9 protein-coding genes are annotated in these 17423 nt (G+C 39.3%); all 9 read right to left on the reverse strand.

Going from position 1 to position 17423, the window contains the following annotated elements; all coding sequences use genetic code 11:
* Positions 1 to 16: 16 nt before the first annotated feature.
* Positions 17 to 2269 carry a fasciclin domain-containing protein gene (locus ACESQI_RS20115; RefSeq protein WP_122201006.1) on the reverse strand — a complete coding sequence of 751 codons (2253 nt, stop codon included), beginning with the start codon at positions 2267 to 2269 and terminating at the stop codon, positions 17 to 19.
* Positions 2270 to 2280: 11 nt separating this feature from the next.
* Positions 2281 to 5196: a LamG-like jellyroll fold domain-containing protein gene (locus tag ACESQI_RS20120; RefSeq protein ID WP_122201118.1), complete on the reverse strand. Its 2916-nt coding sequence runs from the start codon at positions 5194 to 5196 to the stop codon at positions 2281 to 2283.
* Positions 5197 to 5366: 170 nt separating this feature from the next.
* Complete coding sequence (locus tag ACESQI_RS20125; RefSeq protein ID WP_373126928.1) at positions 5367 to 7361, reverse strand: T9SS C-terminal target domain-containing protein; 1995 nt, start codon at positions 7359 to 7361, stop codon at positions 5367 to 5369.
* Positions 7362 to 8034: 673 nt separating this feature from the next.
* Positions 8035 to 11037, reverse strand: coding sequence for a LamG-like jellyroll fold domain-containing protein (locus ACESQI_RS20130; protein ID WP_373126930.1), 3003 nt, complete (start codon positions 11035 to 11037; stop codon positions 8035 to 8037).
* 240 nt (positions 11038 to 11277) lie between these two features.
* The gene (locus ACESQI_RS20135; protein WP_007483735.1) at positions 11278 to 12576 is read right to left on the reverse strand and encodes a glycoside hydrolase family 105 protein; all 1299 of its coding nucleotides are present in this window, start codon (positions 12574 to 12576) and stop codon (positions 11278 to 11280) included.
* 20 nt (positions 12577 to 12596) lie between these two features.
* A complete protein-coding gene (gene rhaD, locus ACESQI_RS20140) occupies positions 12597 to 13406 on the reverse strand; it encodes a rhamnulose-1-phosphate aldolase (protein ID WP_002559058.1) in 810 nt (269 codons plus the stop codon).
* 152 nt (positions 13407 to 13558) lie between these two features.
* Positions 13559 to 14590, reverse strand: a complete 1032-nt coding sequence (gene rhaT / locus ACESQI_RS20145; protein WP_195660566.1) for an L-rhamnose/proton symporter RhaT — start codon at positions 14588 to 14590, stop codon at positions 13559 to 13561.
* Positions 14591 to 14711: 121 nt separating this feature from the next.
* Positions 14712 to 15971 carry an L-rhamnose isomerase gene (locus ACESQI_RS20150; RefSeq protein ID WP_182416605.1) on the reverse strand — a complete coding sequence of 420 codons (1260 nt, stop codon included), beginning with the start codon at positions 15969 to 15971 and terminating at the stop codon, positions 14712 to 14714.
* A complete protein-coding gene (rhaB, locus tag ACESQI_RS20155; protein ID WP_007483728.1) occupies positions 15965 to 17422 on the reverse strand; it encodes a rhamnulokinase in 1458 nt (485 codons plus the stop codon). The genes ACESQI_RS20150 and rhaB overlap by 7 nt, the downstream gene beginning before the upstream one ends.
* Between the last annotated feature and the right edge of the window lies 1 nt (position 17423).

Consider the following 17423-nt stretch of genomic DNA (forward strand, 5'->3'; position numbering starts at 1 on the left):
CTTTCTTTATTCTATATTAATTCAATAAATCCAATACGCCGTCTATTACATAAGCTGCACCATCAGCATAGATATAAGGAAAATAAGAAGTCACATTTACTTCATTTCCTTTGCTGTCTCTTAGTTTCATCGAGCCATCCGCTTTATTAATAAGCGTAATTGTTATATTTTCTTTCTTACCATTCACTGTTTTAGTGCCAAATGTAGTTAAGACTTTCTCTGTATTTTTACCAGTGGTTGCAAACGGATAATCAACCAAACCACTGGCTGACATATCGACAAAAAGACTTTTTACAAACATATCTCTCTCCTCCTGAGGAGCCTGTCGATCAAATTTAGGATTACTTCCTATAAGATCAGCTAAAACAGATGCCTGTGTTGATACAAATACAATAAAACGATTACCTTGCAGGAAATTAAAAGCCGGTTCCGTATCATCTACAGAGGCCATTCCTAAATATATACCGAAGCCCGAATAATCATTTGTGCCTTTAATCTGTTTTACACGATCCTTAAAATTACTCTGGTCAGCTATTAACGAGGTAGTTCCTTTATCACCTTTCAATGCATACGCATTTCCCATGTTATAACTCTTGATTAGCTCTATTTCCGCTACAGAAACCTCATTATCAAATCTTTCTGAATTCCAGGTAGCTGAAGAATATATTTTATTCCCCTTACGATAGAGATATTCATAATCATTATAAGTTGAATATATCATTTCTGTTTCTCCCTTTTGAGCCATAATACCATCCGCAATATGTGCACCGGCAATGGCTTTCGCCTGAGAAGTTGTAGCATTACTCATTGTCCCATCGGTACTGTTAGCTACTTGTACCTGTTCATCAGTAATGATATAAGGATTCCCTTTCAAATACTGAATGTAATCACCATTATATTCACTACCCAATAACATTTCATCGGTAGGGAAAAACACATCAAAGTCTTTATCCAGTGATTTACTAAATATATCAAAAAGAGAGCCTTTATGACATAGTAATGCAAACACATTGTAATCTTTATTGCAAAGCGCCGGTGCAATAGGTGTTTCAAATACTTCAGGAGTTATCACATTATCTTTCATTCCTCCTAAAATACCATTTGAACATACTTTCACATCAGTAGGCATTGCTAATTGGTGGTCATCCCAGATGTCATTATTGACAATATAACTTCCCAAAGCATAAGCTCCAATCATACCACCACCATATCTGATAGCATGCTCATTCATAAAATGATAGAGTGGCACAAAATTCACTTCCTCTAATGAACTAAATGAAGCAGACCAGTACTTCTGGAAGAATTGATTAATAGATTTATTATCAGGAGCAAGTACTGCATATGAAACACTTGTCAAATAATTCATTTGAGCATAATCTGGTGTAGATAAATTGTAAAAGTTCGTCCATTCACATGCAATAGGTGGTAATATGTTGTGTGAATGTACAAATAGAGAATCCCCATTACCATAATCTCTTGTTGCATCCTCATCATACTGATAAACCACAAAACGATCATACATCTTGGCAAACTGTGTGTAATCCGAATTCTCCTTATTCATCTCTGCATAAATCGTTTCCAATGGCTCAATCACTTGATTTATGGTATATAAATAACCATTATCCGTCACCACTTCATCTCCGATAACAGATGCATTAGCTACATTGAAGCTTCCGGTTCCACCTGTATAAACCGATCCCGGAAACATCGTTTCATAATCTTCTTTTTGGGATGCACTAATACTGCTCAAAGAATATTCCGAAATGATCGGAATAAAACGTTCTTTATGCATTATTTTACGTACAACGTCATTGTTCGCACGATCCACTACCGTAGAAATAGCATCACGGCTCTTTGTCCTGAATTTAAAGTAATGACCAGGCTTCTGTATTTCATTATCTACACCATTCGGATTATAAAACAGAAAATCACGTTTGCTATAAGAATAATACACCAGATGATATCCTACTAATTTATTCAGTTCCACTTCCGGAATATCATCTATCGAGCTATAATTATGTTTAGACAGATAGGCAGTAAAAGCCTCATCAGTAGGTGCCATAACAGTCACAATACCTTTCCCTTTTACAAGATCAGCATAACTACTTCGCTCTACAGCTCTCATGAAAGTAGAGAATGTCCCCTTATCTTTCATTACTTCATAAGCATTCCCTTTCAACCAATCAGGAATTTCATAGTACTTATCCATTTCCGACTGACATGCCGCCAGCGAACAAAAGAAAAGACCTATCAGAAAGTATTTCTTCATCTTAAATTATATTATTTCACAATTTTACCAACCAATATCCTTTGATCAATTTTCAACGTATAAACATAGTATCCTTTAGGCAGAAAACCGACGTTAGCCACATGTGCTATACCTCCTTGAATTATTACTTGTGCCTGATAAACAGTTTGCCCAGCAGTATTCATCACAGACACCTGGGCTGTCAAATCTTCGGCACCCATTACAGATATGTAGAAATCATCTGCAAAAGGCATCGGATAAGCACATCCTGTATTTGGAGTAATGATATTCTCAATATGAGTACTTGTACCTTGTTTATAATGATCACTTACCTCTTCAGCTGTTAACGCTTCATTATAGATCGTTAATTCATCCATTAATCCTTGAAAGCCATTCTCATAAGCTGTGTTACAATTGCCTATTGCCATCCTCTCAATAGTACCAATATCTCCAGTTTTATCAGCACCGGAAGCTACTAATATACCATTAGCATACATTTTTAGCTGTTTTTCTTCCACATCACGTACACAAACTAAATGTACCCATTCATTATTAAAATATTTAGTTGTCGCCCCGGTCACATTGATATCTGTCTTCGTTACATCATCGTCAACAGCCCAAGTCAAACGATCATTCTTACTGTTCTTCTGATACTGAATACCAAACCATTTACCAGTAGCTCCCTCATAACTATTAGTAGCGTGACTTCCCTTATGGAGCAAATACCAATCGACAGATCCACCTGCAGATTTAAACCACAATTCAATGGAAAATGATTCATTACCCAAAGTCAATGCATCATAATGTTCCTGTACAAAAGCAGCATTCGCTTTATCAAACTGCGCAGCATTATTTTGAATACCTTTCACCCATAGTGGAGTGAAATCTTTGGCAGTAGCATTTTCACCATACATATTTTCAAGTATAGTACCTTCTGTTTCATTGAAAGAATAATAAGCAACCTTACCACGCTCGGGTTTTGTTCCGGTTGTAAAACTCCACACATCTCCTTTACAATCCCCTAACAGATTTTTTGCATCTACGCGCCAATAATAAGTAGTGGCAGCCTCTACGTTAACCGTTACTACATTTGCAGTAGATGCTGTCAACACAACATCCATATCCTCTACAGATTTTCCTAAATATACTGTATACGAAAGAGCTCCTGCCCAAGCACCAGTCTTGTTCTCCCATGAAAGGCGAACAGATGTATAATCGGTAATAGTAGTTTCGTTTCCAGGTATCGGATTAACAGAAGCAATTGGAGGTGCAGGAACACCACGTGTAGCAAATTCCTGGGTGGAAGTATATAATGATTCCTTCTCCCCGTTCACTGTTTTTAGGCGAATGTAATAAGTGGTATTAGGAGCTAAGGACTCCAATTTATGAGTAGTTGTACCGGGGGCTAAAGAAATTGAAGTAAAATCTTTATTATCGATGGAATACTCAAGAATTACTGAAGTAGATTCCGGAGCATTGTTCACCCACTTAAATGAAAGATAGTCTGTGCTCAAAGAAGTCAGTTGCAAATTAGTAGGATATTTAACATATGGCATTGGTGCCGTAATACTATTAACATAATTCTCAATATTCAAATATCCATTTTCAGCCATTAACAAAGCATCATTCGGGTTATTTTTATCCAATCCATTGGCATCTTCCCAAACGTCGGGCATACCATCATTATCGGTATCCAACATTTTTTCACCATCAAAAATATTTCCAACCCCATTGGGAAGCCCCAACTCTGATTCTCCACTAAGTAAAGCTCCTTTAGTTCCTAATGATAGGAGTTCATCAATCATATAATTATCAGCTTCATCACGTACCGGTAAAGATGCTCCTACCCTATTAATAATCCAATCATAAGCCTCAGCCGCTGTTGTTTCTCCTTCAATAACAGGATGTTTTTCTGGTATCGTTGTAACTACTACTTTCTCACCATCGACTAATTTTCTTCTATCATAGTCCGAATAATCAAATTCATCAATCGATTTTACAAAAGTAACATTCTCACTTTCCGGATTGGACGCATCACGGCGATAATCATCTTCTGTGGCCTCATATCCATTAAGTATCCCATCCTTATTGTAATCAATCATATTACCTTTTTGGTAAACCTGAAAAGCTGCTTTTGCACGCGTAAAAGCCTTAGTACCTTCAACCGGACCTTTAATAAAGTAATTATTAGTAATAACTCCCCATGAAGAGGCTTCCGTATCTCCTAAAATATAGGCACCACCTTCTCCCCAATTATAAACCACATTATTGACAAACTGATTCAATCCTTTTACTTTAGGATTACGAGTTTTATTATCAATATAAAGATTACGATACAAAGTAACTCCCCCATTTGTCTGGATAAGACCTCCGCATGCATGTACCATAATTCCTTGCCCAATGATAGAATTCTGAATAGTAATATTATAAGGTTCAAAACCTTTACTATCCCAATTTATTGAGAAATTCTCATCCAATCCCCATGTAGCAGATACATGATCAAATATCATATTACCACCATTAGCAATACCCGCAGCATCGGCCCCACTAGTACCGCCAATGCCCATTCGTATACGCAAATAACGAACAATGATATTCTCGGCAGCAGAAAAAGAAACTCCATTACCATAAACCACCACTCCTTCTCCTGGAGCCGTTTGTCCGGCAATTGTAAGATTCTTTGAAAATACCAGACGAGATTTCAATTTTATCACTCCTGCCACATCAAATACGATAATGCGATTGGGTTGACTTACAGCATCACGTAAGGAACCTTTACCTGAATCATCAAGATTGGTTACATGGTATATTTCCGGAGATTCACTAGCTCTTGCCCCTTTGGCAAAACGTCCATAGCCTTCAGCACCAGGAAAGGCCAACTGTTGTGCATACATTGTTCCCATACAGAGTGGGAGGAGCAATGTAGTAATAAGTTTCTTATACAACATAGTTTTATCATTTATTTGAAGGTTACGCAGGAAAGAAATCAAATATCTCTCAATAGTACGTAGTAAGATTAATTTTTAAAGGCAATTAAGAATAAATATCAAAATTAAGAAGAGAAAAACGGTTCTTCTTATCGAAACCGTCTCTCTTCTTTTCCTTTTAAACAAAATGTTTATAAAACAATCTTTTTAACAACTATCCCCTTAGATGTTTTAATTTTTACAATATATAAACCCTCCATAGCATTCATTGGAACAACAGTTGAGTTGGAGTTGGCAACCGGTATACCTTGATTATTCACTACTACAACATTCTCAACATCGACACCGTTCACCACAATACTACCATCTTGTGCATAAACCACTACTTCTTCAGCTGTTTCGGCTACTTCAATGCCAGTACCTGTACCTGATCCGTTAGCAGTCAGTATAATTTTGTAGCCCATTACCGGAACCTCCGTAGCTTCTTCACCTTCACCCTCTATTTTTGTACCAGACTGATATTCTTGTCTTTCAGCAGTAAACGTAAGTCCGGCCGGGAATCCCTGATATTCAATCTCATAAGTATCACCTGCAGAGACAACCGCAGCATCTAAAATAGTAAATGTATCACCATTCTTTATATCAAAAGATTCAGCTGCTTTCACAATAATCTTGTTGCCGTTGAATGTAGCTACATTATTTGTAGTCAGTTTATCATAACTTGTTGCAGAGGCAAGTTCAAATTCAACTATCCCCCCATCTTTTACCGTTAACGGAGATTTCTGAGTTTCACCATTAATATCAGCCAATACCAGTTCGCCAATACCCATATAGCCTACTTCAAGTTTACCACCTTCTACAGCTATACCACCTACAAGACGCCCGTTACCACCACCAACTGCATTAGCATAAATAGTCATGGCAGCAGGAGCTTTTGTTACTCTATCTAATGCCACTCCAGTTTCAGTAACAGGAATATTAATATAAGCACGCCCAGAGTTTACGAACAAGCCCTTGAATACAGCAGCCGGACTTTCATTCACATGAGTAAAAGTATAGGTTCCTGTACCTGTCTTTATCAGACGAACCCAGTTATACGATTTTTTTCCGGGATCAAAGATAGCGACCGGTGTTGTTACATCTGTATTAGAATAACCCACAGCATAAGTAATATCCGGAGAAGTTGAATTCTTCACATATCCACCAAGCCATCCGCCTTCTTCTGCATTCAATTCGCCGATTGCATAGCAACGGTTTCCACTACCACTTGTAAATCCAGCTCCTTCCAGCAAAGTAACTTTCGTGTACACAAATGTAGAATCTACTCCATATAAATCTCCGCTAAAGTTTCCAGCTGCAACAAAATCATCAAATTTCTTTGTAGTATTCAAGAATACAGCTTTATATCCGGGTGAAAGAGCTTCATTGTTATTAGCACCTATCAGCAACTCACCTTCAAAACCTGTTAAACCTGCCATATCTGTTTTCCCTGCAAAATCTTCAGTAAAACCTACACGTTCACCACCGGAGTAGATAGTCAGTTGACCTTTACCGCCAAATTCATTTAATAAATATACATAACGTCCGGCTGTTATAGCTCCTGTGCTTTTATCTGGGACTACAATTGACGCAGCAGAAAATTTGAGGGTATTCTTATTATCGCTTATAGCCATACCTATACCTCCACCTTCTAGTGAAACTTTACGACCAAACGCATTAGGGGAATCAGCTTTTTCCATAATAACACATCCGCCACGTACCACCGTTCCACCTTTCAATTCATTGAGAACATTTAAAATAAAATTTCCACTACCCTCTTTCAAAAGAGTACCTTCACCAACAATCTTATCAGTAGTCTTTTCTGCCTGATAAGAAATAGAGTAATTCTTATCTCCACTTACCTTTATATCAGCCACTTCCATTTCACCGGTTAACTTAATGGTTTCTGTATTCACATCATTCCCATCAGCATCCTTAAAGTGGCCTCCGCCATTAAAAATAGCCGTAGAACCATTATCCCATCCGTTAGGAAGCAAAAAACCACCTCCGTAATCTTTTCCCCACTCTGACGATGAAACTCCCCAAACACCTGTCCCATACGAATTTTGCCAAATAAGTTCCTGTGCATTGACAATTGATACAGACGCTGCTAAAAGCGCTACACTAAGAAAAGTATTCTTTCTCATAGTTTTTAAATTATTAGTTTAACAACAGTTCAATATTAATATATTAACACCGATGCAAAAATACGCAGTTATCGAACACGGAACCATGTAAATTTTGGCTGAATTGATACAAAAATTGATTTTTATGATTTGAAATTAAGAAGAAAGATAGCAAACTATCTAAAACTTCTTAATGAATTTTCAACAACAAAAATTGTTTTATGCCGGAATAGGTAGTTCTAATACAATTTAATTTAAAAGTTATGCTTCCTACACAGAGAAGGGAGAAAGTTACATTTGGCAGTTATTTTGCAACATCCCTCACACTATGATAAAACATACAATATGCAGAAGATACATAGCGTGAGGGAAGGAAGGTAAAAGTATAACGACATCAAAAAAAATAAAATGATTGTCAATCTATTAGGGTATACTTTGTTTTATACCGGAGTACATTTTATATCTTAAAACACTAAATATCCTACCAAGATCAATCTGCTTTCCTGTAGAATATCGCCCTTCCCCTATGAGGAGATACAACAATCAATGATTATTCTTGATACATAGGATCAATACAGATTTTCGCAAAGAGTAATACAAATAATGTACCTACCGAATTATCATTCCGTTTTTAAGTACTTAGCAGAAATTCCGTTAAAAAATAGCCTAAAGTAAACCAACGAAGTAAAGTGTGTCATTTTTTCAAAGCTGTCTTAGTTATTACACCTGTAGAAGTTTCTACAGACACAACATAAATACCGCCAGCCAATCCATTCAACTCACCGATGTAAGCTGTACCATTATCAGCCTTTACTTCACGGGATAATGCCAGCCGACCGGAAGCATCGTACAGGCATATCTTAACCGAAACCTCTTCTTGCGGAACTACTATATAAAAGTGATTGAAGAACGGAGAAGGATAAATGCCCAGTTCACTGTTTATAGCGAGTTCCTGGTTGATACTGGTAGGAATACCTGCTGTATTTCCTGTTTCAAACAGATTGGCAACTTCCTCTGCCATTAAAGTTCCACGGAACAGCTTAAGTTCGTCTAATGTTCCAGCAAACGGTTCATTGAGTTTTTCCATCACATTACCAAAAACAATGCCCACTTCAGAATTCATATAAGCACGATTGGAATCTCTTTTTCCCAAGAGTTTGCCATCACAATAAGCAATCAATGCCTGTTCCTCATGGCTACGTACAAATACTAAATGATGCCACTCATTATTAAAGATATTTTTGAATACATCACCCGATACCAACTTTATCTCATGCTTTGTTCCGTTCTGACTAACTGCAAAGTAAAGTTCATTGTTACGTATTTCCGCACCGCACCATCTTGCCTTGCCTTTACTATCTTTAAATGTACCTTTATGGAATAAGAATCCTTTTCCATCTACGGGACAAGAACCATCAGACTTCACCCACATAGATACAGAGAACGAAGCTGCCGGGTCTGCCGTACCACTCCCCCCTTCAAATTTCATTCCTTCATAATAGGGTACAGAGATACAAGAGCCGGTCACCACGTTTTCCAACAAAAGTCCCTGTTCATTTTTTCCTGCTACGTAAGTTGGCTCCAATTCAACCAATTCGGCATCCTTTGCTCCAGCAACATCCGCAAAATTCTTTAATGTCCCGTCTAATGATAAATACATGACCGGTTCTTTTGCATCCAATGTTTGAGTCATGAAACTCCAAACTGTACCTGTTGTTACTTCGTTTTTCACATTAAGAGCATCAACACGCCAATAATAAGTCTTTGAAGGATCAGCTTTCAATGTTAATGAAGTAGCTTCCTGTGCTTCTGCACCAGAGATACATTCCAATTTATTCTTTTCTGTACCGGCATATACCTTATAAGTAGTAACACCATTATCAGGATGCGTTTCGTTCTTCCAGGAAAGTGTGATATCTTTCGAAGCATTAAAAGAAAGGATAGCATCTATCTCCGGAAATGGTTCAATACATTGATCAGGTGCTACAAGCAAGCGCTTTGTTGCTACTTCCAACACATCGGAATATACCGACTCCGTTGTAGTATTATAAGCCTTAAGACGGAATGCATACAGTACGCCCGGTGTCAGATCTGAAACAGTATGAGAAGTAGTATTAACCGGTAATTTTGCCACTTCTGCAAAGGTACCCTGTGCATCACGTTGCTCTAATATATAACCCTCTTCTTCATCTGAATAATCTTTCCAGGAAAGTGTAATAGTAGTATGATCCGCTGTTGCTTCCATCGTTGAAGGGCATGCCAAGAAAGGCATCGGTGCATCAATACTATTAATGTAATTTTCAATATTGGCATAACCGTTAGCTGCAATCTTCATAGCGTCTGTCGGATCATTCTTGTCGAGACCATTCTGCTCCTCCCAAGCATCAGGTATACCGTCACTATCAGTATCCGGAAGTTTTACGCCTCTCAAGATTTCACCCGGGCCACGGGTCGGCAATGACATTTCCGTATCTATTATCTGCCCTTTAGTACCTAAAGACGTCAATTCATCAATCATATATGCATCCACCTCATCACGTACAGGAAGAATCGCTCCTACGTTATCAACAACCCAATGATAAGCTTCTTCAGCGGTCATCTTAGCACCAATTACCGGATGTTTCTCTGAGGGTCCATCCAAAAATGTAGGTGTAAGTTGCTGACCTCCTTCAGGGATAGCACTGTCTGGTTGATAACGGTTACAATCCTCACGTGTCAATAAACGTCCATCCAACTTACCATCTCTGTTATTGTCAAAGTAATTACCTGCAAAATAAGTTACAAAAGCAGGTTTAGCACGTGTAAAAGGGACAGTCGGTCTAAAAGACTGGGTAACGGGATTTTCAGGAGTCCCTCCATTATAACGTACCAGATAGCGTTCACTCTTACCTTCAATAAAATAATTATTCTGAATATCAGCAAGTGAAGCCGCATCTGTATCCCCCATAATATAAGCACCACCATCACCCCAGTTATAGATTACATTATTAACGAACTGATTAAGCCCTTTCACTTTATTATTACGTGTTTTGTTATCAATATAGAGGTTACGGAAAAGTGTAATACCATTCTCATCAGAGGTCTGCATCAAGCCACCGCAAGAGTGGTCCCACAACCCCTGACCCATAATTGAGTTCTGAATAGTGATATTACGGGGCTGATCATCCGGACGTTTAGAGTCACCATTGATGGAGAAACATTCATCAGTACCCCAGGTCACCGACAAATGATCAAAAATCATATTTGAACCAAAAGCAACTCCAGCTGCATCTACATATCCACCCGGAGATTCCTCATAACCATAACGTACTCGCAGATAACGGCAGATAATATTATCTGCTCCCGAAAAAGAGACACGATTTCCATAGATCACAATACCATTTCCGGGAGCTGTCTGAGCTGCAATAGTCAAATTCTTAGCAAAAGGAATAACTGATTTGGCATGGATTACACCCGACACATCGAAAACCACAATTCGATTAGGTTGGCTCACTGCATCACGCAAAGAACCTTCACCCGAATCATTCAGGTTAGTCACGTGGTAAACCTCGCCATAACGACCACCAACAGCATAACGACCAAATCCTTCTGCACCTGGAAAAGCTAATTGTGGTTCGGTAACAGACTGTGCCGTCACAGGCAAGAGAGGAAAAAGAGCCAAAGCAAAGGTTCCCACGATTGAAGTAAAGTTTTTCATATTATTATATATTAAATGACGAGGCAAAAATAGGCAATGAGAGAAAAGAACATATTATTGTTTTTGGCACTTTAGATATAAATTTTGATTATCACCATACAGACACTAAATTCAAAACCAAAACAACACAACAAACAATAATTAATAAATACAATACTACCCCCTTCTTATAAGTATATTACACTTATAAAAAGAGGGTAATAAATAAAAAAGTAAAAAGCTATTTATTTAAAATATATATTACTTTTTCAATACTATTTTATCGTACTGCTCTTCCGCCTTTATTTCAGAATATTTCGGTGCATCAATCATTTCAATCAACGCACGAAGTACGGGGCCTTCCCCCATCGGATCATTCTCTTGAGTTGGACGATTGTAATAATAAGAGATAGAAGGCATAATACCTGTACCTACACAAATAGCAGTCACATCTCCCTCATCCGTTATCTTCTTCATCATGCCTTTCAAACCCTGCTCTGCTACATAAATAAAGTCAGGATGTAACCAACCTTCTTTTACACCACGGGCAATACCAAAAACAAACATAGCTGTCCCAGTGATCTCTTCGTACGAATCTTCTTTATCAAGCAACTGATGCCACAAACCATTTTTCCCCTGATAACGGGCGACACCGCTGGCCTGTTTACGGAAATTCTCAATAACCGCCTCACGCATCGGATGATCTTTCGGCATCATACTAAGCAAATCGGCCTGTGCCATAAACACCCACCCATTAGCACGACTCCAGTGAGCAACGCCATGTTCTTTGTTATCGGTATGGTAACAATGATAGTAGATATTCTTTTCCGGACACCACAAATAACGGGTGTAGTTCAACACCTGATTGGCAGCATCATTGAAATACTTTTCATCACCAGTCATTTTTCCCATACGTGCCAGGAAAGAGATAGCCATGAAAGCATCATCTGCCCAGACTGTATTCACGTGCGGCCACAGACGGGCAATCGTTCCATCTACCAGGCGAGGCTCGGCATAATTCAAATGATCTGCCGTCTCATTCACATAGTTAAGAAAGGCCTCATTAGGGTGACGCATCTGTAAATCAATCAAACTGGCACCCATCGGCCCATTATCATCCAAACGTTTAGCACGGAAAATCATATGCCAACTTAATTTGCGAATCGCACTCCAACCTCCTTCTTTGAAAGCTTGATCATACTGGCGACGGAAAAAATCAAGATTACCTTCATTGAAGACAAAATTCATATTCTTCAATACATACTTGTCATATTTCTGGTCGCCTACTTTATCGGCAAGTTCCATCAATGCGATATTAGTGACCCCATTCGTGTAGTGCCAGTTATTGTATTTACAAGCCACTTTCACATCCATTGACAGAGGAAGTTTTTTTACAGATTTGTAAACCTCTCCAGTCTTGGTGTTCTTAAATTCGTACGTAGTACTATCAAGTATCCGATCGGCAATTTTCACAGCAGCCTCTTTTGCACTCATTTTAGTCTGAGCGGAAAGAGAAATAGTACACAAGAAAAGAGCACAAGATATAAAGATTCGTTTCATGGATATAACTGCTTTGATGATTATTTAGGTAAATTGAACGCTGTTGTCATTTCACGCATTTGTTCCTGACTCATACCATCAGGAACAAAGCCCATATTACGTGCATTAATATAGATCTGAGCCGATTTGCTTAATACATCAATCTGATCAAACGCATCCATAATATCTTCACCAACAGCACAGGCACCATGTTTTTCCCACATCACTACATCATAATCGTCTAACTCTTTAATTGTGGCCTCAGCCAATGCTACAGAGCTTGGCAATGCATACGGAATAATACCCAAACCACGCGGACAGAAAGCCTTTGTTTCGGGTATCATACTCCAAAGCAGATTGGTCAGCACGTCCTTCTTCAGGAAAGGTTCATGATGCGTCATAGCAATTAGCTCAATAGGATGCGTATGAAGAGATGCTTTATAGGTAGATCCTTTACTAATCAGATAATTGTGCATGCACAAATGTGACGGAAGTTCAGAAGTCGGTTGTACAGGTTGGTCGGCTATAATGACATAGCTGGCACAATCATCGAGAATACGAATGACAGAACCGTGTTCCATTGGCCAACGAGCCAAATCACGCATACGCTTGTTGGTTCCTTTGCAATAAAAATAACACCCCTTCAAATAAGGAAGTACAGTACCAATAGCCTTCACTTCACTAATAGGAGCCAGAGCGCGGATTTCATCATCAACAAATTCAGTAATATTCACTACAATATTACCACCATTACGTTCGGCCCATCCTTTTTGCCAGAGGTATCCGGCTACCTCAGCGGCTTTGTTCACTTCATTTGTAAGAGCCGGACGATTTTCTAAAATTGATTTCATCTTTATTATTTACGATTTAACGATTTACGATTGAAAAACAAAATGATTTACGATTTGACGATTTACGATTTGACGATTGAAGTTACCTGATTTATTATTGGTTACAGACATTTTTCGATCGTAAATAGTAAATAATAAAATCGTAAATTCCTTTAGACTTGTGCCATAGCAACCACTATAATGGAAGAGATGAGTATCGCCAACCCTAAAATCAATGTCCCGATTGTTGAACAGCTTGCCCCTTTCCATTCTTTGAGAATAATCCCCCAAACATTACTGAAAGTAACATTTAAAGACATCAGGATACTCCAGGAGAATGCCAGCAAAACAGGACTATCTACCAGAAAACTCTTTCCCATTTCCAAACCAAAGAACTGAGAATACCATAGTACTCCAGCCAATGCACAAAATAACAAATTATTAATCAACTGACCTCCTTTAACAGAGAAATATTCTTTACCCGTTTTGTTTTTAATATTCTGTTGAATACAATATGCAGCATTAGTGCAGAAACCACCTAAAGTAACAAGGAAGATAACAGGCAGCCCTGCATACAGAGCTTCTACACCACCGTTAAGAGCTGCTTCTTTAATAGGAGTTCCCGCATCCAGCCCGAGGGCAAAACAAGCACTCATTACACCTGCCAGTAAAGCGACCAACAGACCTTTAGTTAATGCAAAGTCCTTTACGGCCACTTTTTTCTCTTCCTCAGTCATATTTTTGGAACGTAAACTACCGGCATAACCGATTACCGCAATACCGGCTAACGTGATACAGACCCCGATAAGCAACATCAATCCATCACCATGAAACAAATCCTTTCCGGCAAAAATAGCAGGGAAAAGAGTACCGAAGCCGGCACAAGTCCCTAACGCAATACTCTGCCCGAGAGCTATACCAAGATAACGCATACTAAGTCCGAACGTAAGTCCTCCAACACCCCACAACACCCCGTAGATAATAGCAGGAAGAGCTCCTCCTGAGCCCCATAACTCAATAAGGCTACTTCCCCCAGGAACAGCCAACAAAGCCCCTAACAAAGGAAATAAAAGCCATGCAAAAATCCCCTGCACCAGCCAAAAACTTTCCCAAGACCAGTTTTTTACTTTATTTATAGGCACATACGAGCTACTCTGTCCGAAGCTTCCAATGGCAATAATAATGAGTCCTATCAGTGTATTCATGTATATTAGTGATTAGTTGATTAGTAATTAGCGATAAATAAGTGACGAGTGACGAGTGATAAGTGATAAGTAACAGCGAAACCCGCTAATCACTCATCACTTATCACTAACCACTAATTCACTACGCCCCTCTTTTTGAAGTTACTTCTACCTCGTATTTCTCTATTTCTGCGATAAAATCTTCACCTACAGGAACATTATTCTTCAGACAGAACATATCCCAAACAGCATTCCACGGAAGTGATTTCGATTCTTCGAGCAGAGCAAGGCGCTGAAATAATTTATCGTCAGCTTCGTATTCACGAAGTTTAGCAATCGGTTCAAGTAAACCTTGCAGAAAACATTTCTGTGTGGCACGGCTACCAATAACATATGCTCCGATACGGTTAATGCTGGCATCAAAGTAGTCCAGACCGATATGTACACGATCAAGTGCATTGCAACGTACAACTTCTTTTGCCAGATCCAATGTTTCATCGTTCATGATAGTCACATGATCACTATCCCAACGAACAGGACGACTAACATGCAACATAATTTCGGGTGTGTAAAGCAGCAAAGACGAAATCTTGTCGGCTACACTCTCAGTAGGATGGAAATGACCGGTATCCAATGTTACCATTTTATTACGACTTGCCCCGTAACCAATATAGAAGTCATTAGAGCCTACCGTATAACTCTCCAGGCCAATACCAAATACTTTTGATTCAATACAGTCCTTCATATGCTTATAGTCAATGGCAAAAATCTGATCCAGAGAATCTTTCAGCAATTCACGATAACGTAAACGATTCACAGTAATATCTTTACTACCATCGTGTACCCACAAATTCATAATACAAGGATCACCCTGGCGTTTACCCATCTCCTCAGCTATAGCACGACAACGCTTAGTATGCTCTATCCAGAAGTCACGAATTTCTTTGTCCGGATTTGACAAGGAAAGGTTTCCACTTTTTGGATGAGAGAAAGAGGTAGAATTGAAATCCAATTTCATTCCATGTTCTGCTCCCCACTGTATCCAACTTTCAAAATGTTTCGGTTCTACCTGATCACGGTCTACAAACTGTCCTCCAAAATCACCATAGATTTCGTGCAAATTCAGACGGTGTGTACCAGGTATATATGAAGCAGCTTTCAGAATATCTTGTCTAACTTCCTCTATATTACGTGCTTTACCCGGATAATTACCAGTAGCCTGGATACCTCCGCTCAATGATCCGTTTGATTCGAAGCCAGCCACATCATCTGCCTGCCAGCAATGTAAAGACAATGAAATTTTCTGTAAATCCTCAAGAGCTTTATTAGCATCAACCCCCACAGCCGCATAACGTTCAACAGCTACGTCATAAGCTTTTTTAATCAATTCTTCTTTCATGATATTATATGTTTAAAGTGAATATAAGCCGTATCCCAATTCTCTGAATTTTGCGGTTTATAAGTTTTCAAAGGAATAGAGTTGTGAATAAGTTGTCGCATTCCTTTAATATCTTCCGCCTCACCTGCTGTCATAGCCTGTATCATAACATTTCCAATGGCAGTAGCCTCCGAAGGACCGGCTATAACCGGAATCCCGATTGCATTGGCAGTAAACTGATTCAATAGCTCATTCCGGCTTCCTCCGCCTATTACATGAAGCGTCTCTATAGGCATAGGAGACAAATTACGTAGATTATCCAATACCTGACGATAGCGAAGCGCCAGACTCTCAAAAATACAACGTACAATTTGTCCGCGTGTTTCCGGTACAGGCTGATTGGTTTCTGCACAGTACCGACAAATCGCCTCCTGCATATCAGCAGGATTGGCAAAACAAGCGTCATCCGGATTAATCAGACTACGAAAAGGTTCAGCTTTCTCGGCTTCAGCTATCAATTCCGGATAAGAAATGTTTTCCCAACCTGTACGACAACGCTCGAGTAGCCACATACCACATATGTTTTTCAACAGACGAATCGTACCTGCTACTCCACCTTCATTGGTGAAGTTCAACCGTTCTGTCTCTTCTGTGATTACCGGAGCATCTGTTTCTACTCCCATCAGTGACCACGTACCACTACTTAAATAAGCAAAGTTACGATTCAACGCCGGAACGGCAGCTACAGCAGAAGCAGTATCATGTCCTGCTACAGCGATAACCGGAATAGCTCCCAGGCCAGTGAGTTTCTGTATCTCTTTTGTCAACACTCCTACTTGTTCACCCGGATAAACAAAGCGTCCAAAATGTTCTTCAGTCAGTCCGACCACTTTCAACAATTCCGGCTCTAACTTCCGGGTTTGGGCATTGACCAACTGTGCCGTACTGGCGATAGTGTATTCTGTCACCATTTCGCCTGTCAACATATAACTCAAAGCATCCGGAATAAATAATATTTTATCGGCAACAGCCAACGCACTGTCACTATTGCCACGCAGCGTATCAAGTTGAAACAAAGAATTAAAATTCATCACTTGAATGCCTGTCAAACTATACACCCGGCTGCGGGGAACGCGGGTAAAGAGAGCTTCCGGCGCTCCATCCGTATGAGGGTCACGATAAGCATAAGGCTGACGCAGCAAATGTCCGTCTTTACCTACACAAACAAAATCAACACCCCAGGTATCAATGCCAATAGAAGTTATAGATACATTCCGTTTCGCCACCAGTTTCAGTCCATCTATAACAGACTGGTATAGAGCATAAATATCCCAATAGTAATGTCCTCTTACTTCAATAAGCTGATTGGGAAAACGATTTATCTCTTCCAGCTCCAATCCCTTATCCGAAAAGGAGCCTAAAATAGTACGTCCGCTGGTAGCACCCAGATCGACCGCAAAAAAAGAGTTCTTCATG

This window comes from Bacteroides sp. HPS0048, from assembly GCF_964240755.1.
Taxonomy (GTDB): domain Bacteria; phylum Bacteroidota; class Bacteroidia; order Bacteroidales; family Bacteroidaceae; genus Bacteroides; species Bacteroides nordii.

Excerpts from the sequence above, each read along its gene's own strand:
- ACESQI_RS20115 (WP_122201006.1), bottom strand. The coding sequence starts at position 2,269 with ATGAAGAAATACTTTCTGATAGGTCTTTTCTTTTGTTCGCTGGCGGCA.
- ACESQI_RS20120 (WP_122201118.1), bottom strand. The coding sequence starts at position 5,196 with ATGTTGTATAAGAAACTTATTACTACATTGCTCCTCCCACTCTGTATG.
- ACESQI_RS20125 (WP_373126928.1), bottom strand. The coding sequence starts at position 7,361 with ATGAGAAAGAATACTTTTCTTAGTGTAGCGCTTTTAGCAGCGTCTGTA.
- ACESQI_RS20130 (WP_373126930.1), bottom strand. The coding sequence starts at position 11,037 with ATGAAAAACTTTACTTCAATCGTGGGAACCTTTGCTTTGGCTCTTTTT.
- ACESQI_RS20135 (WP_007483735.1), bottom strand. The coding sequence starts at position 12,576 with ATGAAACGAATCTTTATATCTTGTGCTCTTTTCTTGTGTACTATTTCT.
- rhaD (WP_002559058.1), bottom strand. The coding sequence starts at position 13,406 with ATGAAATCAATTTTAGAAAATCGTCCGGCTCTTACAAATGAAGTGAAC.
- rhaT (WP_195660566.1), bottom strand. The coding sequence starts at position 14,590 with ATGAATACACTGATAGGACTCATTATTATTGCCATTGGAAGCTTCGGA.
- rhaB (WP_007483728.1), bottom strand. The coding sequence starts at position 17,422 with ATGAAGAACTCTTTTTTTGCGGTCGATCTGGGTGCTACCAGCGGACGT.